Here is a 25,550-nt window from a genome sequence, read left to right on the forward strand (position 1 = left end):
TTCTGTTTACTGTTCAGCAGGGATACGGAAGGTCAGAATCTCATACGGTTTGATATCAAAAGAAATTCGAGCATTTTCCACAGCGTATTCCGCTTCGTTGTTCTCGAGCAAATCACATGCGTACGCCGTAGCACCTGCTGCCTCAGGCAATTGCAGGGAAGCACGGCTGCGGCGGCCATGTGCTTCGTAGACTCGGATGATCATATCATCGTTGTTCTCGGCTTTTTTGATAACCTCCAGCACGACATTATCCTGATCGACCGATGCAATTGACCATGTTCCCGGCAACGTACCGGTTTGCGGACTTACTTCACGGGCAACCAGCGGACGGTTGAGATCATAAGCAGCTTGGATGACACGTCCTTCACGGAAGTCGCCCTGATGCGGATAGAGCGCGTAGGTGAATACGTGCTGCTCTTTGTCTGCATTTTCATTCGGGTACGTTGCGCTCTTGATCAGCGACAGTCGCATCACCGAGTTATGAATATCATATCCGTATTTGCAGTCGTTCAGCAAAGCAGCACCGTACCCGTTCTCCGCCAGATCGGCCCACTTCTGCCCGCATACTTCAAACCGGGCTTGATCCCAGCTCGTATTACGGTGGGTAGCACGCTCAACGTTGCCATACTGGATTTCGTAGACGGCCTTTTCACTCCAGATATCGAGCGGGAAAGCGGCTTTCAGCAGCAAATGCTCCTGCTTCCAATCCACAAACGTACGGAAATCAATCCGGCGTGTGTGCGCATAGAAGATGATCGTTTGCTCAATGACCGAGTCCAGGAACTGTCGCTTCACTTGAAGCACGGAACGTACCGGCCCACTTTCAACCCACTCCAGCGACTGCAGGTCATTAATCTCCCACATATGCTGTTCATAATAATCGTCAATGTTCCATGCCTCGTATTCCGCAGGTCGATCCTCGAACACTTGCAGCACGTTACCACGCTTGCCAGACTGGAGCAGCTCACGGCCCTCCAGCTTGTCCCATACGGATGTGAACTCGGCACTTTCATTCAGGTGAATATCGTACCAAGGTGTGTGGATATGGCGCCGATCTGCTTCCCACTGTGCAACCGAAACTCCCGCGACAAGCTCGTCTGTTAGATCTGGTGTGATTCTGAAAGATTTATACCCGGATGCAGGCACGTTCTCTGCTAGGAACACGAGGCCTCCCTCGGGAGTCCGCTGGCTTGGTACAGGGCAATCTCCATCATAGACGGTTACTTTTCTCGCAAAAGCAGGCAGTTCAACCACATCCGTCCGTACAAATCCGGTCGTGTTAAATACTACAATTGCTTCGCCATCAGATGTAATTCGGCTTGCAATGCCGTTCAGCGCACTGTCTTTCAGCTCATCCGTGACACGCAGAACTTCTTCATATTGCTCCTTGGAATCCACATATACCTGCTCAATGGAGCTGCCCGGGAGAATATCATGGAACTGGTTCAGCATCGTCAGCTTCCATGCATGCTCCAGTGCATCGGTTGGATAGGCCGCCTGTGCATTCGCCTGACGATGAATCATGGCATACAGCTCGGCATCGGCCAGCGCAAATTCACTATGACGGTTGTACCGTTTGTTACGCGCCATGGAAGTATAGGTACCCCGGTGATACTCCAGATACAGCTCACCCGACCAGCGAGGAACGGAAGGAACATCAGCCAGATTTTGCTCCAGCTTCTCGAAAAACTCGCGTACAAAGGTACGTTTCACCGCGGGTACACCAGGCAATCCAACATCAAGTCGTCTGCCATGCTCCAGCATCTCCTCAGTTGGTCCACCGCCGCCATCTCCGAATCCGAAACATTGCAGGACATCTGCATTGATGTTTTTGTTCTGGTATCGCTGCCACGTACCTTTTACTTGCGAAGCATTAAACCGACCATTATAGGTCGTTTCGAAGCGACGCTGCCTGAAATCAGGGTGTTTGTCATAGTCTGTTGCTGTGATGAAATGGGTCAGGACTTCTGATCCGTCGATTCCTCGCCAGTACATCGTGTCGTTTGGAATCTGGTTGGTATCATTCCAGGCGATTTTGGTTGTCATAAAATAATCAATGCCGCTCTTGCGCATAATCTGCGGCATCGCTGCACTATAACCAAATACATCCGGCAACCAGAGCACACGGTTCTCCACACCGAATTCTTCCTTGAAGAAACGTTTCCCGTATATAATCTGACGAATCATGGATTCACCCGAGATCAGGTTACAATCGGCTTCCAGCCACATTGAACCTTCCGCTTCCCAGCGGCCTTCGGCCACCTTTTCTTTGATTTTCTCATATAGGGACGGGTAGTCTGCTTTCAGGTATGCATACAGCTGGGGCTGAGAGGACATGAAAGTATACTCTGGGAACTTGTCCATCAAGTAGAGTACACTCGCAAAGCTACGAATGACCTTCTCCCGAGTCTGATCCAGCGTCCACAGCCATGCCACATCGATATGCGTGTGTCCGATACAGTGCACGGTAGGGATGTGATCACCGGCAGGACGGATATCACCATAGACATGATCTTGCAGATATCGGCGCGCTTCCAGTACCGACGCATGGAATTCTGCACTGTTTTCCTGACGCAAATCCAGCAGATTCACGGCTTTATTCAGATGTTCGACCAACTTCAGGCGCTCCAGATCATCCTCACGCAGCAGATCCGCAGCATCCAGCGCAGCCTTGAGATCGTAATACAAATCGGAGACTTGCTGATGATGCTCGGCGATATATACATTTAGAAAAACATCCGCGGCAGACGTACTGCAATACGCATATAATGCCAGTTCGAATTCATCACCTTTTGCCGCAGCGGGTGTCAGGTCAATTTCCGTATGGTTCACGTCTAGACCGCAGATCAGTTCCCCATTGAGGAATGCTAAGAATTGCGGATTATCGTAATTCCAGATGTCATCAGCACCAGTAACGATGGCACACACGACCTTTTTTCCTTCCAGATGATCCGGAATTTGAATGCGGGTTTTGAAGCAACTGTGTACGTCTTTGCCACCCCAGCCATCACCCTTACGGAATACGTTCCAGGAGGAAGGGTCCTCATGCACCAGTTCCCAGGAGTGGTAACCACTTTCTTTATGATAAAGCTCAGGGATATATGTCTTTGAGGTAAGTCGAGCACGTTCCAAGTGTTTAACAATGGTATGGATTCGAGTATATAAGGAATTCATTTTCATGTTGGTTTCCCACCTTGGTTTGTAGTAAGTACAGGCTGTAGTCGTTGTTGGAGTGATAATAATGCAAGCGCTAACATATCAACTCTATCATAACAAAAGAGAAATGGGCGAAACTATGTATTGTATGCTGAAAATAACGTCTTTTTATTGCATTTCATGCTAAAATAAAATCATTAGAATCAGGATAGGGGGCATGTCCATGACACCATCGGTTCTGGCATACGAGCAAGGATATGCGATCCATGTGAACCAGCCTGGAGATTCACTTTTTTATCATCTGGATTATGACGAGCGCTCCTATGAACTGAATATGGAATTTCAGCATTTCCATGATTTCTATGAAATCTGTATCCTTCTCGATCGCACAGCTGCGCACATCATTGAAGGCAGTTTATATGAGATCCAGCCTCTGGATATCGTTCTGTTGCGGCCTTCATTGCTGCATAAAACGCAATATCCGAAGGGTGCTCCGCCGAAACGATTGATGATCACCTTTGCCATGCCACGTAATACACCTGGTCTTGAGAGCGGTTACACAGAGCTGTTCTCGATTTTTGATAAACCGGTCCCGATATTCCGATTTACAGAAGAAAGACGCAAGGAAGTCCTCGCGCCGATCAATGATATTTTTGCTATATCGCAGCAGTCTTCTGTCCTTCAATCGGTTATGATTCATAGCAAGTTCGTGGAGTTTCTCTGTGCTCTTCATCGTTACTCACCAGAGAACGGGTATGTGCGTGAAGAGACTGGATCAACGATGTCCAGGCGCATGTATGCCATTGCCTCTTATATTCACAGCCATTATCAACAGGATTTATCTTTGGACGAGGTATCCAAGCGTTTTTATGTAAGTGCCCATCACTTGTCTCGCCAATTCAATAAGGTTACCGGCTTCACCTTCACAGAGTACGTGCAGATGACCCGTATTCGGAATGCCCAGCAAATGCTGCTGAATTCGAGTGAGAAAATCACAGATATTGCTGCACAGTGTGGGTTCACAAGCTTTTCCCAGTTCAATCGCATCTTCAACAAACAGAACGGAATGTCACCAAGTGCATATCGCCGAAGCAGACGTTCGCAGAGCGAGCGTGAAGTTATGCTTGTGGGTGAGAGACCCGGACCACTTGGGAGCCTAGAGTGAGAGGGACGAGGAGAGTGATGGACAGACCTAAAATCTACTTAACATGTTACTCTTTTCTGAATAGAAGCTTTTTATAAAAGAAAGAATAGAGAAGAGAAATGGTATATTGTTTGGTCCATATATTTACGATTCAGCTAGGGACAAACCGCCATCATACATCCGATATACTCTGTCACAATATTCAAGCATGCGCTCATCATGGGTAACCATAATGGCCGCCTTTTGGCGTGATTTCACTTCTTGCGCGATTAGACTAACCACTTCATGGGCTCGTTTGGTATCCAAACTGGCGGTTGGTTCATCGGCTAAGATGATGTTGGGATTATTCATTAAAGAACGAGCAATGGCTGTCCGTTGTTTCTCACCACCGGATAACTCTTCGGGAAAACTTTTTAACTTCAAACCCAGCCCCAGTTCTTCCAGCAGCTTGGTGGCAAATGCCTTATCCTCTTTTTTAATCGTCCCGGCCATCCTTTTTACAACTAGCAGTTGATCCAGAACATTTAGATAGGGAACTAGATTTGAAGATTGCATAATAAATCCAACTTCTTGCAGCCTTATATTAGATAACTCTTTCTCCGTAAGCTTCGAAATATGATTTCCGTTTAGTTGAATATCTCCTTCGGAGGCTTTCAGCATGGCCCCAGCAATAGATAAGAATGTACTTTTACCAGAACCAGAAGGTCCAACTACAGCAACAAACTCCCCCGGTTCCACGGATATGGATACATGATCAAGCGCGGTGATCCGATTGTTTCCTTCGGCATAATACATAGTCACTTCCCGCATGTGCAGTCCCTTACTCATTATTCAACCCTCCCGAGCGCCTTAAGCGGATCAATCTTAGTAATTTTGCGAACAGATACCAGCGAACTTAACATAGCAATAACCAGCAAGATAACAGAATAATTGAAGACAAGACTGGTTTCCAGCTTAAATGGCATTCCTTTTGGCATAATTGCTGCTGTCCCATAAGTCAGCAAGATTCCAACAACAATACTAGTCAGCGAAAGTACAAACACTTGCGAGATAATGGCTTTTCCCAAGAAACGGTTACTAGCGCCTATCGCTTTCATAATGCCAAACTGGTTGGTTTTTTGCATCGTAATGACATAGAAGAATACCCCGAGTACAAATGCAGAGATCGCTAGTAGAAATGCAAGCATCATCAGAATAGTTCCGTTCTCCTCTTTGTACCCTGGCATGCCTTGCACAGCTTCCGACCGGGTAACTGTATCCGTGCTGGATAACTCTTTATTTATAGCTTCTGGATCAATATTCTCGCCTTGTAACATGATCGCATTAACCGGTCCGGCAATTCCTTTATCTGAACCTGGAGCCGCAAAGGCAATCTTCCGCCATTCAGCCATTGGGGTAAATACGGATGCAACGTGGTTATACGTCTGATTCTCCACATATCCGATAATAGTCAATGATTCCGTCGTGCCATCCAGTTGAAACGTGTCCCCAAGTTGATAGCCCTCATCTTTCATGGTTGAATTCACCACGACACCCGTAGGGTTCTCGGAAGACAGGCTTTCACCTTCTACAATAGCTGGTTCCAAAAAGCTTCCTGGGTCAATTCCTATAATCGCTATATCTACCTTATCTTCATTCTTGGTGCTATTCTCTTTCAGTGCCGTTGCCATCGTACTTCCCATAGGTGATGCAGCATCCACATTAGGAAGTTGTTCCGCCTTCGCCACCAGTTGATCTGACAGCAGTGACTTGCTCATGGAAGACTGAGCTCCTTCTTCAAAGATGACATAATCAGCCTTCATGGTCTTGAATGTTGATGCGGCTAGCGTAGATAATCCATTTCCCAGACCGGATAAAATAAATACCAACCAAGCCATTAGTACGAAGATAATGATAATCATTAAAAACTTCATTTTACTATGCATTAACTCCTTCATCGCTAAAAACATGATCTGTTCAACTCCTTCTTTCATTTTTATTGACACATGTGTCAAATTAGAGGTACAGCCACGCGGTCTTCATTATTAAACGATATAAATGACACTTGTGTCAAATTAAAGCCAAGAATAAAGTTAGCTCTTGGCTCCTCCGATCCACATTTGGAACAGCAACTTTCCCCAATCAGGCGTAGGGATATTTAGCATATTAGGAGTATTAATTAAGTTAAAAAAAACACCAATAAGTACAGGTAGAGGAATATCTTGTCGCAGGGCTTGATCCTGCTGAGCGCGTTCAAACAAGCGTGATAATTGAATTTTTAGGGTCCTATGTGCTTCCTCAATAAATTCAAGATCTCTCGCTGCCGCAGCAGAATTAGTTGTATTAATTTTACTGGCATCTCCCAGAAGTTGATGGAGCGTAGATTCTTCTGCGTAGATCAGAAGCAGTTGCTCAAGAGCATCCATTGGATCAGTCTCATCAATGGCTAATGAATTCTCTAATACGGTTGCAATTGATCGCTTCATACAAGCAGCGACGATCTCTTCTTTATTCGCGTAATATTGATATATCGTGCTCCGGGCTCCGGACAGATGCTGTGAGAGCAGCTTGAGATGAAAACCGTCATAGCCATGCTCAAGTACTAATTTTTTAGTTGTGTCCAGTAGCTCTGTTTCAGTAAAAGATTGTTTTCGTCCCATTAAATCTCTTCCTTTTTATCATTTAAAGTCGGTGTGAACTTCACGTAATCGATGTGTACTGCAGGTCTGTAGAAGTTCTTCATTTTACTTGCTTATTATGATCAGTTTAGCATATGTTTGATGGCCATAATACCAACCAAGACTATTGTTCTGGATAAATGGGCGGACGATATACAAAAAGGCAAACCCTTGAACTTACAGAGGGTTTGCCTTTTTCCTTCTATTTATTGAATACCGAATATATACCGATACGAATACAATTGATCTTACGATCAGACTCACGCATGTACCGAATGAATCTTGATGTTATCCCTGATCCTTCGGCGCCAGCTCAATAGCAGAGCGGATGGCAGCCAACATGCTTTTATCATCGGCGATATTTTTGCCAGCGATATCAAAGGCCGTACCGTGGTCAACAGACGTACGGATGATACCGCATTTCAGACCAACGGTGATGTTCACGCCTTCCTCAATGCCCATTACTTTGATCGGCGCATGGCCTTGGTCGTGGTAGCAAGCTACGACGATATCGAAGTCGCCGCGACCAGCGCGGAAGAAGAGTGTGTCCGCCGGGAGTGGACCAACGACGTTAATGCCTTCCTTCTGTGCACGCTCAATGCCGGGCTGGAGTTTCTCTTCTTCTTCTCCATTACCGAACAAGCCGTTCTCTCCAGCATGAGGATTGATTCCGCATACGGCAACGCGCGGATTCTCAAAGCCTGCTTTTTTCAACGTATCATGAGCAAGCTTCACGACGGTGTAGGTTCTTTCCGGGTTAATACTTGCAATGGCATCGATCAGACCCATGTGTGTTGTCAGGTGAATAACGCGCAGATTAGGCGTGGTCAGCATCATCGAGAAGTCCTGTGTATCGGTCAGGTCAGCCAGAATCTCGGTGTGCCCCGGATACAGGTGCCCCCCTTGATGGAGAGCTTCTTTATTCAAAGGTGCGGTGCAGATGGAGTGAATCTGCTGTTTTTTGGCAAGATCAATGGCTTTGGCGAGAAACTGGAATGCTGCATCTCCAGCCACGGCAGATACTTTACCGTATTCCAGATCCGCAGGAACGAGGTTCAGATCAATCACATCCACAGTACCGAATTCATACTTGGCTTCAGAAGGCTCTTGAATCGCATTAACGTTCAGACTTGAACCGATGACTGGCAACACACGCTCCAGAATCTTTGCATCACCGATAACGAGTGGATTGCACTGATCGTACATTTCTTGATGACCCAGTGCTTTCATAATAATCTCCGGTCCAATACCTGCTGCGTCGCCCATCGTAATTCCAATTGTAGGTTTCATACGAGAATACCCCCTTTTAATTTTTGAATCGCATGGATAAAGACATCCGGTTTACCGAATCCGCCTGCTTTGGTAATCACATGCAGATCATCAATCCCTATAAACTTGGAGATCGGCACGCCGATTTCAAGCTCATCCAGCAACTCGAAGCCGCTAATATTCCATTTCAGACAGATTTGTTTTGCTGTATCGCCACCGGTCATGGATACCCCTTTGAACAATCCCTCTTCCAGCAGTTTGGCACAGATCTCACCCATCGCAAGTACAATCTCGTTGCTGACTTCCGTGTGATTGAGACCACGAATTTCGCCCGTTGCTCGTGCCAGTTCGATATCCACCTGTTCAGCGGTGGAGTAGAGGACAACATCTTGTCCTTCCAGCGCTTTGTCTCGAACCTCGTTATATACACGTTCCATCTCTTCCGCGCGGTCTGCGGTTGCGGATACCGCTTTGAAAGAATGGAAGGAGACTGAAGCTACGCGGGACTTGCGCATCAAGCGATGCAGCTGCTCTCGGGAGTTTTTGTTCACGCTGCCAACCACCGTTAGGATTGGACCGGGATTCTCCGGGATATCAAGTGACGAAGCCCTGGATTCCAACTCGTAATGTGCGGGGAGGTAATTGGCAATGCCCGCCGAACCTGCCCAAGTAAAGGTATACTCCAACTCGCGAGTCATCTGCAGAATCAGTTCCAGATGTCTTTCTTCGGTGGAGTCCACCATTACATACGGGATATTCTTTGTTTTCAACTGCTCTAGCTTGGTGCGAATATGATTCTGCCCGGCTTCCAGATCGGCGACGGTGATCTCGCCAACTTCGTACTTGGTCTGTTGTTTCAACAAGTCCGGAAGGTAGGAAATCGTTACAGGTGTCTTCGGATCATGGGCAATTTCAGTATCTGCCAGCGGAACGCCGTTCAGGTAATGGATTCCTTCAAATATCGTCCGGTTATTTTTTGGATAACCCGGGGCAATCATCATAAAGTCCGGCTTTACGACATCATATACAGCATCAATCTCGATGCCGATATTACCACGCATGGTGGAGTCCATTTTTTTGAAAATCGTCTCAAATCCGTTGTTCGTCAGCAATTCAGCAGCCTGATATACACGGTCATACGCTTCCTGCGAGGATATGGAACGACTATCTGTATCAAAGACGACGGCATCGTAACGTGTAAGAGGGCCTTCATCTATATTAAAAAGAACACTGGTCTTTAAGCCGTGACGGGCAAGCTGCACCCCGCTGTCATTGGCACCGGTCAAATCATCTGCAATAATGGCTAATTTCATGCAGTCATCCCTCCTTGTAAGCACAATTTAATAAAAAGTCCGTTCAGATCATCCATTAAGCACAGATTAAGCACATTAAATCAGGTGATACCCATTTATGTGGTTGGTCGTTGATTGTATTTCTCGACTCCACCTGATTTCTCTAATCGTTTGGAGAGGAACCCGATGAAGATCGGCAACAGGATGGCTGTTGTTACAACGCTCGCTGCAATTTGCACCGTAGCAATCTCGGCAATTGGGCCAAATGAAGCATTAGCAGCCACGATGGCAGCAGGTGTACCTACGGCATTCCCGGCTGTTGAACCTTCGGAAGCACCCACGATGGGGTTCCAGCCGATGGCTTTAAAGAGTAGGAAACCGATTCCGCCCGTTAATAACACGGTTAACACACCCAGTAAAATTCCGCTAAGACCACCTTGAATGATGGAGGAGAAGCTAATGTTCATACCCAGAGCAAATGCAAAGAACGGAACAAGTTTGTCACTGCCTTTATGCAGCCATTCCGCCAGATTGCGGTCCAGATTACCAATAATGACACCAACGATGAGTGGAAGCAATACCGCAACAAAGGCCATAGGGGAAAACATACCGTTTGCAAAACCCATCGCACCAAAGATGGAGAGCGCTACCATGGTCAGGAAAGGACCATCACTGAGAGCGAGGAAAGGGTAGGCTGCTTTGTCATCTTCTTTCCCGTATTGGCCGGCGAGAGCAATGTACAAACCGCCATTAGAGTTAGTCATCGCAGCAATAATGGCAAGCGGGGCCAGACCGAGAAATAACCCGTTTGAATCCGCGAACAAAATAGCGATAAAACCAAGGGCTGCACCAATCACCCATTTGAACGTAAGCAAGGTCAAACCTTTGCCGACAGAGGAACCTGCTGTTTTAAACGTAATCTGTGTACCCGCAATGAACAGGAACAGGGCAATCAACGTACTGGCACTGTTAACAAAAAGTGCTTCCGTGAATCCGCCAATGCGCAGGGCATTCGGGAAGAATGTATTAATGGTTGCACCAAGTAACAGGGGAACGACCATCATACCGCCAGGGATGCGATCTAAAGTTGCTTTAATGTTCATAGTAGTAGCTCCTTATGAAGTAATCGTTTTTATGAAGCGCTTGCAGGGATTATATTATCCCATATCGTTTAATATAGCAACAATAAATTATTGTAAATTTTAAATACGCTGTTAACTGTTTAAAAATGCAACACATAAAAGCGATAAAAAAGACGCAAACTTAAAGTTAATCTTTAAGTTTACGCCATAATGTGGCCCGGTTAATCCCCAGACGCTCTGCGGCCTTTGATTGATTGTTATTTTCCTCCTGAAGCACGAACTGAATAACTTCTTTCTCAATCTCCTTCAGCGTACCGTTCAACTTCATTGGGCTTGAAGAAGGTTGCTGATCCAGCAAGCGGGACAAGGTAGCCGTGGTGATTACATAATCTTGTTCGTTGAGTGCAGCCTGCTTGATCAGATGTTTCAGCTGGTTGACATTCATATGTGTGATCTGATCTTGGATCAGCTGTAGAGCATCTTCTTTGATTCTCACCGCAGTAGTTCCGTATTTGTGGTAGTAATCCGTCAGGAAATGCTGCATCAGTGGAGCCAGATCCTCTGGTCTATCCGCAAGATTTGGCATCATGATTGTATTAAGCTCCAGATCAAGTGACCACTGCGGGTTCATTATCTGTTCCCCGAGTATAAACACCCCAATCTGATTTTGAAGGCAGTTCTGGATAAAGGCGAGCAACTCCGGATCTTCCATACGTGTTTCCATTTGGTTAATCTCTACATTTCTAACCTTGGCGAGTGGTATCTTGTGCAAATGACCGGGCGGAACTTGCGAGAGATCCATCTGTAATAAGAGTCCGCCACCTGAGTACATCTGATGAATATGTTTGACCAGAAAAGATTTACCGGAATCTGCTTCACCCCGCAGATAGATCGGTTCATGATTCTCGTAGAGTGCCCGAATGTTCTGTAATACCGCCTGCATGGCAGGGGATTCGGCAACGATAGGCTCCATCGATGCGTCCGTAAACGTTGTTATGCCGAATTGTGCAAAGGCATAGGGTTGTCCTTTTTCCAGCATATATACCTTGTAGTTCTTGTTGTCCAGGGTCGTTTCATAGGCGTTAACCGTGAGCTGGTAATCGTCCACCATGAACACATTTTGGATCTGGGATTGATGGAACTCCAGGCTGGTGTTGGTCAGATATATGTGATTATCGGTTAGCGGATTTTTCTCAAAATCGGTCAGGTTCTCGAATACAACTTCATTCCGTTCATTTAAAATAAGTAAATTGGGATGTTCCCGTGTAACCAGGTCATTCAGGATGATCGATATCGCATGATTTTTGCTCAAATAACGGTAGACCAGCTGTGCATCCTCCATCGCTCTAAGGATGGATTCCTGGCCAGATTGGATTAACAACCCCTCCAGACCATAGGTCTTCGCGGTGTTGACGGTGATCACATCTCCGACAATCTGTCGGTACCCGGAAGCTTTCAACTCCAAGAGTAATCGTGCCACATCTTCCGAGCTATGTATGGTATAGACCTTGAGGGGCAGATCCATCAGATCAATAATGGATTGTGCACCAGAGGTGATGTTGGAGAAGCCAACAATAGCTGTTTGGCCGTTAAACTGGCTTGCCAGTGTAAGTGAACGAATCATATCATAGCCCGATAACTGCACATCAATGACGGGAATGGTCACTGCTTTTTTAATGAGTTGGGCGGTTCCGCCGCGGCTGATGATAATCTCTGCACCGTTTTTCTCAGCTTGAGTTGCTAATTCCACACCGTTCGCCAAGTCGCCCACGTCTGTCTGAATGGTTAACTGGGGAAAACGAGGAATGCACTCTTGTATAATAGGAATCATCGATTCGTAGGGAGCAATAAAGTGAACTCGTGTACGCATAATTTTCCTGCCTTTATAGAAAACTTTGATCCCCTTATTATAGCCAACTTACGAAGGAATGGCACCTATGGGGGAACCAGCCCTGTTGTGTCTGCAAAATGCCTGTGTGTTATGCCTTCATAACTCTCCGAGTGGAATGTGATGAAGTGCACTGAATCGAATCGTTATGTATTTCAAAATTAATGCATAATTGCACACGATAAGTATAGAGAAATGAGGAGATTTCATATGGGAGACATTCATAAAGTAGCTGAGCCGGATCACATCATTAAGGATGTTGTCGGGAGGTTCCCGTGCAGGGTGCTGTGGAGTGAGGGCCGTCCATGTCTGGAGTATCAGAGGGAAGAGGATGTGGCGTTAATAACCGAATACGTCCGCATTACGTACAACGTTGAGCTACTGGATGTGTTTTTCACAGCGGTGGAGAGCCTTCCGGTGGAGCCATAGATTTAGGTAGGGATTTATTAGAGCGCGATGAGAAAAGGATTAAATCTCATATAACTTCCAATGTACATGATAAAATAAATAAGAGTGTACATCACGTTGGAGGGGAACCAATGAGAATTGTGTTGAAGAGATTGGGGTATGGTGCTTTGGCAATATTGGGTGTCATGCTAATGTTCATTGTAATTAGTTTCACGAATCATACGATTAAGCTTAAGAGTGAGTTGAGTATTCTGTCGCCGCCAGGTGCAATGGTTAACGTGAATAATCACCAAATGCATGTCTATACAGAAGGTTCTGGGTCACAAACACTGGTCTTTCTGTCAGGTGGGGGTAAATCCGCTCCTGTATTGGATTTCAAGGCACTTTACTCCAGATTGTCTGAACAATACAAAATTGCTGTAGTTGAGAAGGCAGGGTATGGCTTCAGTGAAACGGCCAAGGTGTCCCGCGATATCGATACGATATTGGAAGAAACCAGAACAGCGCTGACTTTAGCTGGCCAGAATCCACCGTATATGTTGTTTCCGCATTCCATGTCAGGCATTGAAGCATTATATTGGGCACAACGGTATCCAACCGAAGTTAAGGCGATTATTGGATTGGACCCTGCTATTCCAGAGGTATATGAAGCATATCCTTTGCCCTCGGGAGGCATGATGAGTCTGACAGGTTTGGGAGCACGAATGGGGATTACACGCTTTTTCCCCGGGATTGTGGATTCATCCGCTGCGATTAAGGAGGATCACCTGTCTCCTCAGGAAGAGGAACTTTACCGGGCGCTATTCTACAAGAATACGCAGACATCGAATATGAATGATGAAGTCAACATGATTAAACAGAATGCAGCAAAAGTTGCTACACAGGGAATTCCGGATGTGCCGATGTATTTTTTCATATCTAATGGAGAAGAGTTACCCGTTGAGAATTGGAAAACGTACCTAATAACTTATATCGAGTCTGTGAAGATGGGACAATATCAGATTTTAGATGGCGGTCATTACATACATAATATGGATCCAGATCGGATTGCAGAGGAAAGTGTGCTGTTCATTAAAGGACTGTGATTGAGGAAGAATGATACTGATAATTATGAGTGATTTTTTTGATTATAAGGCGACACTATAAGTGCTCGTCTTTTCTTATATTACGTTTTTATAGTACGGATTTGGATACTATTAACTCCCCTTGCCATCGTGAAATGTGAAACGTATGTGGGTGTATTCATGTATTATAGTATACATATGAACTTTTCGGAGGAGGAACAAGTAATGGGAATCTTATCGAGGTTTAGAGACGTGATGAAGGCCAATGTGAACCACATGTTGTCGCGGGCGGAAGACCCGGAGAAAAGCGTGAATGAGTATATGCGAAGCCTGAGCAGTGATCTGGGTCAGGTGAAGGCTGAGACAACGGCGGTGTTGTCGGATGAGAGCCGGGCGAAGCGAGCATTGGATGAGTGTAGCGCCGAGGTCAAGAAATTACAGCGGTATGCGGAAAAATCAGCGGAGTCGGGAGACGAAGACAAGGCACGTGGTTTTCTGGAGAAGAAAGTGAAGCTGGCTGACAAATTGAATGAATTACAAGCCGCCTATGAACGTGCTTCCGCCAAAGCCAAGATGATGAAGCATATGAACGATAAACTGGTTGCAGATCTGGGGCAACTGGAAGCGCGACATGCAGAACTGAAAGGTCGCATGGCAGATGCAAAGGCGCAGCAACAGGCCAACGAACGGAATGCATCTACGGGCAGAGCTGATGCTGCATTGAAGGCCATGGAAGACAAGGCGAATCAGGCGCTGAACGAAGCAGAGGCTTTGGCAGAACTTCGAGCTGGCGCACAGGAAGATGATTTGGACGAATTAATTGCCCAGTTGGAGAGGGACATGAACTCAGATGCGGGTAATAATGAGAATGCATCGCCAAGTGCAGAGAAAGAACTCGCAGCGATTCAGGAGAAGCTGAATAATAAGTAATACGTTACACCATTTCGTTAACATTGAGGTGAGCAGATGCCGGTTATTGAATATAAATGTCCAAACTGCGGCAGTGGCATGATCTTTGACAGTGTGTCAGGTGCATTATCCTGTCCCAGCTGCGGCCGCCAGGACAACATAGAGCAGATCCCCGATCCTTTGAAAAGACAAGTATTCACCGAAAACGAGGTCAAGGAATACCACTGTAACAGCTGCGGAGCTGACATTGTGACAGAACCGGAGACCAGTGCGACAACATGTAGTTTCTGCGGTGCAGCGGTTGTACTCAGTGATCGGCTGACGGGCAATCTGGCCCCTGCGATGGTGATTCCCTTTTCGATCAACAAGGATCAAGCCAAGCAGGCTTTCAAAAAGTGGTGCAAAAACGGCCTTTTAACGCCAAGTGGCTTCATGTCCGCCGATCGGATTCAGAGTATTACTGGCATGTACGTGCCGTTTTGGTTGTATGAGTTACATAACAAAATCGAAGTGCATGGTCGTGGCACCAAGGTCAGATCCTACACCCAGGGCGACTACCATTACACGGAAACACAGCATTTTGATATATACCGCCGGATTCGGCTGAATTACGTGAACCTGCCCATCGATGCATCGGAGAAAATGAAAGATGAACTGATGGATAAGCTTGAGCCTTTTCCATATAATCAGCTGAAATTGTTCAAGACCCCGTATCTGGCGGGGTACATTGCGGAAAAATACAGTTATACGGACGAGGAACTTTTTCCACGGGCCAAGGATAAAACGAGATCTTATATTGATTCTTATATTGCCTCAACTGTATCCGGATATACCAGCGTGAGCTACACGGACAAACAGATTGATACCACGCTCAAAAATGCAGACTATGTGCTGCTCCCGGTGTGGATGGTCAACTATGACTACAATCGGGCACAGTATACCTTTGCCATGAATGGTCAGACAGGTAAAGTGGTCGGTAAACCGCCGATCAGCAAAGCCAAAGTGGCTGGATGGTTCGCAGGGGTATCTGCGGTCTCGTTACTGTCACTGAAGCTGGTTTCCTGGATTATGGGAGGTGGATTCTTATGAGAAAAAGAACCCCTCTGGCCGTGATGGCTACGCTCATTTTACTTATGATCACCCTTGTTGCTCCGTTGATTCCCATGTCATCGGCATCCGCAGCGGAGAGCAAAAATCTCATCTACGATGAGGCCAACCTGCTGAGTGAGCAGGAGAAAAGTGAACTGAATCTGCTTGCGAATCAGTATGGCGCGGAACGGCAGACGGACTTTGTAATCTATACCTCCAATAATGAGGAGCATAAAAGTGAAAAACTGCTTACTGAAGACTTTTATGACGATCAGGGATTTGGTTACGATAAAACGCATGGAAACGCAGTTATTCTTACAATAGACATGTACAATCGGAAGATGTATCTGGCTGGTTTTTACAAAGGGGAAGAGTACATCGATAATGGCAGAGCCGATAAAATTACGGCCAAAATTGCCCCAGATGTATCGGATGGAAATTATAGATTGGCTTTTGAAAAATATCTGGAGCTCTCCTACGAATATATGGATCTTAAGCCCGGGGTAAACCCGGATAATATCCTCTTCAATACGTGGTTTCAACTTGCTGTATCCGTGGCAATCGGAGGAATTGTAGTTGGTATCATGACCCATCGTTCTGGCGGGCGAGTTACTGTCAATCGTGCAACGTATGAGGATTCCAGTAATTCTAGTGTAATTGATCGTCAGGATCGGTACATTCGTACAACTGTCACCAAACGCAAGATTGAGAAGAACAATAATAATGGTGGCGGAGGCGGCGGTGGAGGAACCACCCGAGGTGGCCATTCCCATAGTGGTAGCAGCCGATCGTTCTAGCATCACGGACACTCGCAATAACTTAACGCAGGCATGATGGCACACAATGCTTACTAATAGAAGGGATGGGAATTAGTATGGGATTTTTCAGAAATCAATTTTCGAATGTGGTGGAATGGGAAGAGTTCAGAGATGACATGATATTTTGGAAGTGGAGTAACCGGGAGATCAAGAAGGGGAGTAAACTCATTATCCGTTCCGGTCAGGACGCCATTTTCCTGAATAACGGTAAGGTGGAAGGCATTTTCGAGGACGAAGGATCATTTAATATCGATTCCGAGATCATTCCGTTTCTTTCTACCTTAAAAGGGTTCAAATTCGGATTCAACAGTGGCATGCGGGTCGAAGTCTTGTTTGTAAATACAAAAGAGTTCACCGTGCGGTGGGGCACACAAAGTCCGGTGTTGATTCCAACACCACAACTCCCGGGCGGGATGCCAATTCGGGCCAACGGTACATTTAATTTTAAAGTAAGTGACTATGTGACCCTGATTGATAAGATTGCAGGCATCAAACAAAGTTATCTGGTGGAGGATGTCAAAATCCGAATCACTTCCGTGCTGGATCAGCTTCTAATGAAGTGGATTAGCCGCGAAGGGAAGGATATGTTCAACCTGCAGGCCAATGCATCGGATATTGCCAAAGGTATTCAGGAAGATCTGGATATGCAGATGATGGACATCGGAATTGGGATTACCGGTTTCCAGGTGATGAGCTTCAACTATCCAAAAGAGATTCAGGATATGATTACAAAGACCGCTTCGCATGAGATGATTGGTAATCTGCAAAAGTATCAACAGGTGAGTATGACAGACGGCATCTCATCCGGTAAAGTACAGGGCGGCGGCGCAGCTTCGGATATGGCGGGCATGATGATGGGTATGAACATGGCCAATGAAATGATGAAGAACATGAACCAGAACCAAGGCCAAAACCAGAACAATAATTCCAATTCGTCTCAGAATCAGAATAACGATCAGAAACCAGCGGGAAATAGCAACGGTGATTCAAATACATCTTCATCTACAGAAGGCAACAAGAAGCCAAACTTCTGCCCGAACTGTGGAGCCAAAAATGAAGGAGCCAACTTCTGTCCGAATTGTGGTCAAAAGCTGGGCTAATTAAATAAATACACGTAGGGCTAGTCCAGCAGTGGTTGAGTTATTGCGGAGCTGGCCCTTTTTAATTTTGATAAAAGAGTTGACAACTGCTCACAAATCATTTATCTTTAACTTAAGATATTTAATTTAAATATAAATAGCAACCAAAACAAATATCTTTAATCCATTACACAAGGAGAGATCAAGATGATGATCCCAACATTGACCAGAATAAATGAACTTTCGAGAAAAGCCAAAGAGGGCGGATTGACTGAGATGGAGAAAGAGGAACAGGTTCGTCTTCGCCAGGAATATCTGCAAACTTTTCGCGGTTCGGTCAACGACATTCTGCTGAATGCAACCATCTATGATCCAAACGGCGATGACGTGACTCCTGATAAATTGAAACAAGAACAGGCCAATCAAAATAACAACTAGAATACAATTCGCTAGATCATATATCTTAATTTAAAGATAATACAAACTTACTATAAATCAATTAACACAATTAACTATAACACCTACTCAATTCAAAACATGCTTACCAAACCAAGGAGGAATTAATCATGACTATTCAAACAGCAGGTATTCACCATATTACAGCTTTCGCAGGAGATCCACAGGCCAACGTTGATTTTTATGCCGGAGTTCTGGGACTTCGTCTGGTGAAAAAAACAATCAACTTCGATGCACCTGATGTATATCATCTGTATTTTGGCGATGAGCACGGAAGCCCAGGTACCATCATTACCTTCTTCCCATCCGCTGGATCACCACGGGGGAAAATTGGTGGAGGTCAGGTCGGCATCACTTCCTATGTCATTCCTCCTGGGTCAATTGGCTTCTGGCAGAATCGGCTGGAACAGTATAACATTGAGGTAACCAAAACAAGTCGCTTCAATGAAGACTTGCTTCAATTCGAAGATGGCGAAGGCCTGCGGCTTGAGCTTGTTGAACGGGAAGAGGGAGCAACCAGCACTTGGGCGCATGAAGGGATTCCGACCGATAAAGCGATTAAAGGCTTCGGTGGTGCTGTCCTGTTCAGTGTTAACCCGCAAAGAACGATGGATGCTCTTGAGAAAATTTTGGGATTTGTCAGAGTGAGTGAAAATGAAGAGTATGCTCGTTTCCGGTCCAGCGGGGATATCGGTAATGTCGTAGATGTTCCAGTGACCCGTATGGCTCTGGGTATGGGCGGCGCAGGTACCGTGCACCATATTGCATGGCGCGCCAAAGACGATGAGGAGCATGCACAGTGGAGTGAAGCTGTACGTGATTATGGGTACCAACCAACTCCAGTTCGGGATCGTCAGTACTTTAACGCAATCTACTTCAGAGAAGCTGGCGGCATTCTATTTGAAATTGCTACAGATCCTCCGGGCTTTGCCAAAGATGAACCTGCTGATTCGCTTGGACAAAAATTGATGCTGCCTGAATGGTTTGAGAAATACCGCCCTCAAATTGAGGACAATCTGCAACCGATTGTGGTAAGAACGCTCGTACCTGCTACAGCTGCGAATTAATAAGAGTTCTAGAAAAAACCTGAAAAAGCGAAGCGTTCGCCTGAAAGCTTTCTGAAAGAAAGCTACATCGGAAGTATACGCTATCCCCGGATTTTCCCTTAGGAAAAGGGAATTGAAAAATCTGGGGATAACAGCGATTGAAGGGTTACTCGTCATCGAAGTGTATGTGTAAATGAAAAACCTAAAGGAGCAACGAAGGATGATGGAGAAAAAGGTTACCTGGCTGGAGCTGTTTTACGATCTGCTCTTTGTAGCAGCGGTCGCCAAAGCGGGTCATGTCTTGTTACATGCCGAACATGGAGTAATTACGTTTGAATATTTAATGAAGTTTGTGCTTATTTTTATCCCTGTTTGGTGGGCATGGGTCGGTCAGACCTTGTTTATTAACCGTTATGGTCAAGACATCCTGATCCATCGAATATTCCTCATCCTTCAGCTTCTGTCCGTTATGGTCATGACGGCGAGTCTTTCTACCCATTTTGACCAATACTACTTGTCCTTCTTCATAGGATATATCGGCTCGCGGGCATTTACGGCGATTCAGTATCTGACGGCTCACAAGTCAAAAGGCGAGCATCAGCAGCGAGCGGCCCGTTATTTGGGTATCTGTTTCCTCATTGGCATATTGATCTCATCAGGTTCATTGTTCTTCGATTCCTGGTTACGCTACGTGATTTTGTATGTGGGGATTGCCGTTGACATCGTACTTCCGTTGATTGGACGCAAAAATCTGGTGAAAGTACCGGTTCAGACCCATCATTTGTTGGAACGTTTCGCGCTCTTTACACTTATCCTGCTGGGTGAATCGGTGGTAAGCATTATCGCTGTGCTGCAAGCCGATCATTGGGATATGAAATCCATTCTGTTTGCCGCCTTTACGTCCATCTTTGTCATTGCGATATGGTGGCAATACTTCGACAACGTGGAGAAAAAAGTCAGCAAAGAGATTCAGACTGCCGGGCAAGCGATCATATACGGCCATCTGTTCATCTACATCTCTATGAGTATGATCGCTGCTTCAATTCAGCTGTTATATCAGAATCAGTTGAACTATGTGTTCATGCTAGGGTTTGTATTTGGATCAGCGCTACTATATTTCTTGTCGACATCACTTGTGTTCCATCGTTACAGACACGCACATCTACGACTCCGGCCACGTCATCTGGCAGTCATGGTGGGGTTACTGGTGGCATTTGTCCTTGTTGATCTGGTCTACCGGGTTCCTGCTTATGTGATCATGGGCGAAGACATGTTATTCTTCTTGGTGTATGCGAAACTTACGACTTAATATATCAAAGGAATTCTATAGCCTTCTAGGTAGCAAAACAAACTAAATAACCGTTTTCCAGTAGTATACCGGAGAACGGTTATTTAGTTTGTACCTGAAATCGATTCCAGATGAGACACCATTAATAGTTATCTGATGATTCAGAGATGTTGATAGCAGTAGAGGCTACTGGTGTATCGGGTCTTAACATTTTTAAGGTCTTAACAATGGGTATGGGTCCTTTTTGACCATCAATGAACGTAGTGCCCGAATTTATTTGTGTTATCGGTTCGATAAGAAACGTTCTTGCTACATATGTTCCTTCCACTATTTTATCTATTCCAAGATGGATGTAAGCATTGTGATACACATCAAATATTAATAGGGCACAATTAATACTATTAACAGGTTGAGTGTAGTAAACGACTTGTGTTGAAGACATAAGTAGCTTGGGAATGAGATGGAAATTAACTAATTTACTTTTTACACTATTGAATCCACCCTTGTTTTTCTTTTTTAAATCTTCAAACGTAATTATACCGTTCATAACACCATTGAAACCTGGCATGCCCCTATATTTTGAAGCTGCGCGTTCCTTCAAAGGTTTATTGACAATACTTTGTAAGCCTACAAGATGACAAAAGTTTTCTTTGTTAAAATCTAAGTGAAGTATGGAGCCGTCTCCCAAGTGGTATGTAAATCGATATGGTAATAGATAGCTGATGTAGTAGTCGAGGAGCAATTTTAGGTTAATCTGATCTATTCTTGGTTTTACATCTAGTGAGTGTAAGTCGTGGACATGTGATATCCTTTCGAGCATATAGGTTCCCTCACAGTTTCTATTTACAAACTAAAAAAGACGCTAGGTAGATAGAACCAGCGCCTTCACAATTACAATATGGTGGCGACTAAAAGCTCTGTTCCGCGTCTTATTTAAAGTCCACCGCGGAGTGGAACTAGGGGTCGCCTTCCCCAGTGACCCTAGGGGTCCAAATATAGTATATTCCGTATTACCGTGTGTTATGCAACTAATTACTCTATTCCGCATCTTATTTAAAGTCCACTGCGGAGTGGAACCAAGGGTTGCAACCCTGGTGAGCACAGTACGCTCCTAATTTGTTGATATCACTAGTATACCACAAAAGCCTTTTAGTTCAACAAAATGGGAGATATTATCCATACGTTTATCGGAATAATTCCCTAAATATTATCCTTGAATCATTGTATTCTTAACGAATAATTGATTGAATGAGCGTGTTCTTACATCGTGGAACCGCGTAATTGTGTCTGCAACTTTTGACGTTAGGGTAATTTCTTCTCAAAAGCACAAATCTAATTTAATTTCTTCTATAGAATCTGTTAATATGAGACTATGTACAAGTGAATCTACCAGATCATATTGAATGGTCTTATTCGTTCGTAGATATGGGGATGACAATCAGGAGGGAAATCATTGAGCACACATCAAATCGGAGTTCCATTGGAAGGGTTTGCAGAGTTTAGTCGTACGGTTGCCGCTGAAGGAGCCGTTTTACTCAGAAATGAAGGCCAAGTGCTTCCACTTCGTGAAAACGAAAACGTTTCAGTTTTTGGACGGATTCAAGTCAATTATTATCGGAGCGGCACGGGTTCAGGCGGTAGTGTTCATGTGGCCTACACAACGAATCTATTGGATGGTCTGCGCAGCAAGAAGAATATAACGGTCAATGAAGAGCTGGCAGCTGTCTATGAGAAGTGGATTGAGGAAAATCCATTTGATGATGGCGGAAAAGTATGGGCTGCCGAGCCATGGAATCAGAAAGAAATGCCTTTGACGGATGAACTTGTTGCACAGGCTAGAAGCAAATCCAGCAAAGCCATTATCGTGATTGGACGTACAGCAGGAGAAGACCAGGATAATGCGGATGCGCCAGGAAGTTACCAACTGACAGAAGATGAGAAAGCGATGTTGAAGCAAGTTACTTCGCAGTTTGAACACACAATCGTTGTGTTGAATGTCTCAAATATCATCGACATGAGCTGGTTAAACGAAACGTATCTACATCCGATCCAAGGCGTAATTTACTCCTGGCATGGCGGTATGGAGGGTGGTAATGCGATTGCCGATGTGCTGGCGGGGGACGTTACACCAAGCGGTAAACTGACAGATACCATTGCATATTCCATCGAAGATTACCCTTCGACCAGCAACTACGGCAATGAGTTCAAGAACCTGTATCAGGAGGATATCTATGTAGGTTATCGTTATTTCGAAACGTTTCGACCTGAGCGCGTTCAGTTTGAATTCGGTTACGGCCTGTCTTATACGACGTTTTTGGCCCAGCACGAAGAAGCAAAATCCGTGTCCAAAGACGGTAAAACCTACATTGAAGTTCGTGTAAATGTGACCAACTCAGGCACAACATATGCGGGCAAAGAGGTTGTGCAGGTCTACTATGAAGCACCACAAGGCAAACTGGGACAACCGGTGAAGGCTTTGGTGGCTTTTGGTAAAACAGGATTGTTGCAGCCGGGCGAGTCAGAACTTCTGACGATCAGCTTCCCGATCCATGCCATGGCATCTTACGATGATGCAGGCGTTACAGGTCTTGCTTCCGCGTACGTATTGGAAGAAGGCACATACCGACTGCATGTAGGAACCAGTGTGAAACAAGTGCAGCATATCAGCATTGATGGCCAGGATGGATATGTGATTGAATCTCTTCAATTGGTGGAGCAACTGCAAGAAGCGATGGCCCCAACTGAAGATTTTACACGGATGAAACCAGGTACGCGCAAGGAAGATGGATCTTATGAACTGACTTATGCAGAAGTACCGAAACGTAAGATATCCATGGCAAACCGGATCGAGCAGAATCTCCCGCAAACGCTGGAGCAGACAGGTAACCAGGGCCACAAGCTGAGTGACGTTAAGGCTGGCAAGGTGAGTCTGGAAACCTTCATCGCTCAACTGAGTGATCAGGATCTGGCGGCGATTGTCCGTGGTGAAGGCATGAGCAGTCCGCTCGTTACTTCGGGGACGGCATCTGCATTTGGTGGTGTCAGCGACAGCCTGTTTAACTACGGTATTCCGGTAGCATGTACGGCAGATGGCCCGTCCGGTATTCGTATGGATAGTGGCGAGAAGGCAACACAGGTATCCATTGGTACGTTGCTTGCCGCGACATGGAACAAGGATCTTGTTGAAGAGTTATATGTGATGGAAGGACAGGAATTGCTGAGAAATCAGGTAGATACCCTGCTCGGACCTGGACTCAATATCCGCCGGAGCCCGCTTAATGGCCGGAACTTTGAGTACTTCTCCGAAGATCCACTGATCTCGGGTGTATTTGCCGCAGCATGTACGAAAGGTATCATGAAGGGTGGTTCCAATGCCACACTGAAACACTTTGCCTGCAACAATCAGGAGAAACACCGCAGTAAAGTAGATGCTGTTGTCTCCGAACGTGCACTGCGTGAAATTTACCTGAAAGGGTTCGAAATCGCTGTAAAAGAAGGCGGAGCAAACTCCATTATGACCTCCTACAACCCGGTTAACGGACACTGGGCGGCATCCAACTACGACCTGAATACCACGATTTTGCGCGGTGAATGGAATTTCGAGGGTATCGTCATGACCGACTGGTGGGCGATTATGAATGATGTGACCGAAGGTGGAGAGGCTGATCGCAAATACACCAACTGGATGATTCGTGCGCAGAATGATCTCTACATGGTTGTACCGAACTACGGCGCAGAGATCAATGGCTGGGACGACAACACGATTGAATCCTTGGAAAATGGAACATTGACTCGCGGAGAGCTGCAACGCTCGGCGATTAATATCTGCAAGTTCATCATGAATGCACCGGTGTCCGGCAGAAAACATGAGATCGTGGAGAATGTCGCTTCGTTCCAAGCGAATGCCTCCCTATCTGCTGCACAAGCTCAGGATCTGGTTGAGAACGCACAGGTGAAACCTGCAGTAGCTGAACCCGTCTACATGAAAGTGAGCGAGGCCGGCCATTATCGGATTATCGTACAGATCATGTCCCCTGAGCCGGAACTCGCTCAAAGTGCATGTAACCTGCTCCTGAATGACCAGTTGGTAACCACCATCCAAACAAATGGTACGGAAGGCAAATGGATCAGACAGAAACTTGTCAAAATAGATCTTGAAGCAGGACTGTATGAATTGAAACTGGACTTCACCAAACCAGGTCTCCAGATTGATTGGATCGAATTCAAGCAGGTGTAGAAGATAAGCGGAAATATCAGGTGATAAGAGCAATCGAAAGATTGTTCTGTCATCCAAAGCAGAATACGTTGGTATATGACAAAGGACACTGTACGCGGGTGTCCTTTGTTGTAACACAGAATAGCTACTGTTATGATAGTGTTATGAGATTCGTAGTTCTGAACAATGGGGTCAGGGGTGTTGCGAGGAATGAGAAATTATAATTTTTTGAGTCCAATTCTGCTGGTTGTGGTGGCGCTGATTGTAAGAGGCCTGGTGACTAACCTGGGAGTTCTTTTCGGACTATCACAAGAAGTGGCGAGTAATATTGCCATGATAGCCATGATCATTGCTGCACTGATTATGTTTAATCGAATGACGAAGGCTCGGCGTAGAAAATAGAAAAAACTCGGATAACCAGAAGGTTATCCAAGACACGAAGACACCCTCCGGGTGTCTTTTTTTGTATTGACGTTCTGATCCTAACGTTTTAGACTATTGCTAATAAATAATAACATTATAAATAACAAAAATAACAAAACTTATCAAACAAAGTATATGATGTCCGTTGCGCTCTCTATTTGCTAGCCCATTCCGGTCCCCAAAGGAGAATCCAATCATGAAGATCATTACCGACAAATCATATATCGTTCAGGACGGCCAGCCTTTGCAGATTGCAATCTGGAAGC

General features: G+C 45.5%; 21 protein-coding genes. 12 read left to right on the top strand and 9 right to left on the bottom strand.

Features of this window, described 5'->3' with window-relative positions:
* Positions 1-6 precede the first annotated feature (6 nt).
* Positions 7-3,180, bottom strand: a complete 3,174-nt coding sequence (locus tag MHH25_RS01035) for an alpha-mannosidase (RefSeq protein ID WP_340018887.1) — start codon at positions 3,178-3,180, stop codon at positions 7-9.
* Between the two features lie 199 nt (positions 3,181-3,379).
* On the opposite strand from MHH25_RS01035, the gene MHH25_RS01040 reads away from it, so the two are divergent.
* Positions 3,380-4,321, top strand: coding sequence for an AraC family transcriptional regulator (locus MHH25_RS01040; protein WP_340018888.1), 942 nt, complete (start codon positions 3,380-3,382; stop codon positions 4,319-4,321).
* Between the two features lie 123 nt (positions 4,322-4,444).
* Here the strand turns inward: MHH25_RS01040 and MHH25_RS01045 are convergent, their stop codons facing one another.
* The 7 genes from MHH25_RS01045 to MHH25_RS01075 all read right to left on the bottom strand — a co-directional run bounded on the left by MHH25_RS01045 (position 4,445) and on the right by MHH25_RS01075 (position 12,470).
* Positions 4,445-5,128, bottom strand: a complete 684-nt coding sequence (locus MHH25_RS01045; RefSeq protein ID WP_307415394.1) for an ABC transporter ATP-binding protein — start codon at positions 5,126-5,128, stop codon at positions 4,445-4,447.
* Complete coding sequence (locus MHH25_RS01050; RefSeq protein ID WP_340018889.1) at positions 5,128-6,249, bottom strand: ABC transporter permease; 1,122 nt, start codon at positions 6,247-6,249, stop codon at positions 5,128-5,130. Before MHH25_RS01050 ends, MHH25_RS01045 begins: the two co-directional genes overlap by 1 nt.
* A gap of 123 nt (positions 6,250-6,372) precedes the next feature.
* Positions 6,373-6,939, bottom strand: a complete 567-nt coding sequence (locus MHH25_RS01055; protein WP_100526455.1) for a TetR/AcrR family transcriptional regulator — start codon at positions 6,937-6,939, stop codon at positions 6,373-6,375.
* Between the two features lie 306 nt (positions 6,940-7,245).
* Complete coding sequence (gene pdxA / locus MHH25_RS01060; protein ID WP_340018890.1) at positions 7,246-8,247, bottom strand: 4-hydroxythreonine-4-phosphate dehydrogenase PdxA; 1,002 nt, start codon at positions 8,245-8,247, stop codon at positions 7,246-7,248.
* The gene (locus MHH25_RS01065) at positions 8,244-9,539 is read right to left on the bottom strand and encodes a four-carbon acid sugar kinase family protein (RefSeq protein ID WP_340018891.1); all 1,296 of its coding nucleotides are present in this window, start codon (positions 9,537-9,539) and stop codon (positions 8,244-8,246) included. Before MHH25_RS01065 ends, pdxA begins: the two co-directional genes overlap by 4 nt.
* 95 nt (positions 9,540-9,634) lie before the next feature.
* Complete coding sequence (locus MHH25_RS01070) at positions 9,635-10,621, bottom strand: 2-keto-3-deoxygluconate permease (RefSeq protein WP_036616292.1); 987 nt, start codon at positions 10,619-10,621, stop codon at positions 9,635-9,637.
* Between the two features lie 166 nt (positions 10,622-10,787).
* Complete coding sequence (locus tag MHH25_RS01075; protein WP_340018892.1) at positions 10,788-12,470, bottom strand: PrpR N-terminal domain-containing protein; 1,683 nt, start codon at positions 12,468-12,470, stop codon at positions 10,788-10,790.
* Between the two features lie 228 nt (positions 12,471-12,698).
* Between MHH25_RS01075 and MHH25_RS01080 the strand changes: the two genes are divergently transcribed.
* From MHH25_RS01080 to MHH25_RS01120, 9 genes are all read left to right on the top strand, one after another.
* Positions 12,699-12,917, top strand: a complete 219-nt coding sequence (locus MHH25_RS01080) for a hypothetical protein (RefSeq protein WP_340018893.1) — start codon at positions 12,699-12,701, stop codon at positions 12,915-12,917.
* 110 nt (positions 12,918-13,027) lie between these two features.
* Positions 13,028-13,981 (top strand): alpha/beta hydrolase, encoded by a 954-nt coding sequence (locus MHH25_RS01085; protein WP_340018894.1) that lies wholly within the window; start codon positions 13,028-13,030, stop codon positions 13,979-13,981.
* A gap of 204 nt (positions 13,982-14,185) precedes the next feature.
* A complete protein-coding gene (locus tag MHH25_RS01090; protein WP_340018895.1) occupies positions 14,186-14,890 on the top strand; it encodes a PspA/IM30 family protein in 705 nt (234 codons plus the stop codon).
* A 36-nt stretch (positions 14,891-14,926) separates the two neighbouring features.
* Entirely contained in the window at positions 14,927-15,958 is a 1,032-nt protein-coding gene (locus MHH25_RS01095) for a TFIIB-type zinc ribbon-containing protein (protein WP_340018896.1), read from the top strand.
* Positions 15,955-16,755 carry a TPM domain-containing protein gene (locus tag MHH25_RS01100; protein ID WP_340018897.1) on the top strand — a complete coding sequence of 267 codons (801 nt, stop codon included), beginning with the start codon at positions 15,955-15,957 and terminating at the stop codon, positions 16,753-16,755. The genes MHH25_RS01095 and MHH25_RS01100 overlap by 4 nt, the downstream gene beginning before the upstream one ends.
* 77 nt (positions 16,756-16,832) lie before the next feature.
* Entirely contained in the window at positions 16,833-17,876 is a 1,044-nt protein-coding gene (locus MHH25_RS01105; RefSeq protein WP_076210220.1) for an SPFH domain-containing protein, read from the top strand.
* A gap of 189 nt (positions 17,877-18,065) precedes the next feature.
* On the top strand, positions 18,066-18,293 hold the full coding sequence (locus MHH25_RS01110; RefSeq protein WP_076254330.1) for a DUF896 domain-containing protein: 228 nt from the start codon (positions 18,066-18,068) through the stop codon (positions 18,291-18,293).
* A gap of 128 nt (positions 18,294-18,421) precedes the next feature.
* Entirely contained in the window at positions 18,422-19,378 is a 957-nt protein-coding gene (locus MHH25_RS01115; RefSeq protein ID WP_339190317.1) for a ring-cleaving dioxygenase, read from the top strand.
* 199 nt (positions 19,379-19,577) lie between these two features.
* Entirely contained in the window at positions 19,578-20,666 is a 1,089-nt protein-coding gene (locus tag MHH25_RS01120; RefSeq protein WP_340018898.1) for a low temperature requirement protein A, read from the top strand.
* Between the two features lie 121 nt (positions 20,667-20,787).
* Here the strand turns inward: MHH25_RS01120 and MHH25_RS01125 are convergent, their stop codons facing one another.
* Positions 20,788-21,465: a PBECR4 domain-containing protein gene (locus MHH25_RS01125; protein WP_340018899.1), complete on the bottom strand. Its 678-nt coding sequence runs from the start codon at positions 21,463-21,465 to the stop codon at positions 20,788-20,790.
* 633 nt (positions 21,466-22,098) lie between these two features.
* Here MHH25_RS01125 and MHH25_RS01130 point away from each other — a divergent pair.
* On the top strand, positions 22,099-24,882 hold the full coding sequence (locus tag MHH25_RS01130; protein ID WP_340018900.1) for a glycoside hydrolase family 3 C-terminal domain-containing protein: 2,784 nt from the start codon (positions 22,099-22,101) through the stop codon (positions 24,880-24,882).
* Between the two features lie 189 nt (positions 24,883-25,071).
* Entirely contained in the window at positions 25,072-25,263 is a 192-nt protein-coding gene (locus MHH25_RS01135) for a hypothetical protein (RefSeq protein ID WP_017691199.1), read from the top strand.
* Positions 25,264-25,550: the final 287 nt, after the last annotated feature.

The sequence above is a fragment of the Paenibacillus sp. FSL H3-0457 genome (assembly GCF_037981725.1).
GTDB lineage: Bacteria > Bacillota > Bacilli > Paenibacillales > Paenibacillaceae > Paenibacillus > Paenibacillus amylolyticus.

Excerpts from the sequence above, each read along its gene's own strand:
- MHH25_RS01035 (WP_340018887.1), bottom strand. The coding sequence starts at position 3,180 with ATGAAAATGAATTCCTTATATACTCGAATCCATACCATTGTTAAACAC.
- MHH25_RS01040 (WP_340018888.1), top strand. The coding sequence starts at position 3,380 with ATGACACCATCGGTTCTGGCATACGAGCAAGGATATGCGATCCATGTG.
- MHH25_RS01045 (WP_307415394.1), bottom strand. The coding sequence starts at position 5,128 with ATGAGTAAGGGACTGCACATGCGGGAAGTGACTATGTATTATGCCGAA.
- MHH25_RS01050 (WP_340018889.1), bottom strand. The coding sequence starts at position 6,249 with ATGTTTTTAGCGATGAAGGAGTTAATGCATAGTAAAATGAAGTTTTTA.
- MHH25_RS01055 (WP_100526455.1), bottom strand. The coding sequence starts at position 6,939 with ATGGGACGAAAACAATCTTTTACTGAAACAGAGCTACTGGACACAACT.
- pdxA (WP_340018890.1), bottom strand. The coding sequence starts at position 8,247 with ATGAAACCTACAATTGGAATTACGATGGGCGACGCAGCAGGTATTGGA.
- MHH25_RS01065 (WP_340018891.1), bottom strand. The coding sequence starts at position 9,539 with ATGAAATTAGCCATTATTGCAGATGATTTGACCGGTGCCAATGACAGC.
- MHH25_RS01070 (WP_036616292.1), bottom strand. The coding sequence starts at position 10,621 with ATGAACATTAAAGCAACTTTAGATCGCATCCCTGGCGGTATGATGGTC.
- MHH25_RS01075 (WP_340018892.1), bottom strand. The coding sequence starts at position 12,470 with ATGCGTACACGAGTTCACTTTATTGCTCCCTACGAATCGATGATTCCT.
- MHH25_RS01080 (WP_340018893.1), top strand. The coding sequence starts at position 12,699 with ATGGGAGACATTCATAAAGTAGCTGAGCCGGATCACATCATTAAGGAT.
- MHH25_RS01085 (WP_340018894.1), top strand. The coding sequence starts at position 13,028 with ATGAGAATTGTGTTGAAGAGATTGGGGTATGGTGCTTTGGCAATATTG.
- MHH25_RS01090 (WP_340018895.1), top strand. The coding sequence starts at position 14,186 with ATGGGAATCTTATCGAGGTTTAGAGACGTGATGAAGGCCAATGTGAAC.
- MHH25_RS01095 (WP_340018896.1), top strand. The coding sequence starts at position 14,927 with ATGCCGGTTATTGAATATAAATGTCCAAACTGCGGCAGTGGCATGATC.
- MHH25_RS01100 (WP_340018897.1), top strand. The coding sequence starts at position 15,955 with ATGAGAAAAAGAACCCCTCTGGCCGTGATGGCTACGCTCATTTTACTT.
- MHH25_RS01105 (WP_076210220.1), top strand. The coding sequence starts at position 16,833 with ATGGGATTTTTCAGAAATCAATTTTCGAATGTGGTGGAATGGGAAGAG.
- MHH25_RS01110 (WP_076254330.1), top strand. The coding sequence starts at position 18,066 with ATGATCCCAACATTGACCAGAATAAATGAACTTTCGAGAAAAGCCAAA.
- MHH25_RS01115 (WP_339190317.1), top strand. The coding sequence starts at position 18,422 with ATGACTATTCAAACAGCAGGTATTCACCATATTACAGCTTTCGCAGGA.
- MHH25_RS01120 (WP_340018898.1), top strand. The coding sequence starts at position 19,578 with ATGATGGAGAAAAAGGTTACCTGGCTGGAGCTGTTTTACGATCTGCTC.
- MHH25_RS01125 (WP_340018899.1), bottom strand. The coding sequence starts at position 21,465 with ATGCTCGAAAGGATATCACATGTCCACGACTTACACTCACTAGATGTA.
- MHH25_RS01135 (WP_017691199.1), top strand. The coding sequence starts at position 25,072 with ATGAGAAATTATAATTTTTTGAGTCCAATTCTGCTGGTTGTGGTGGCG.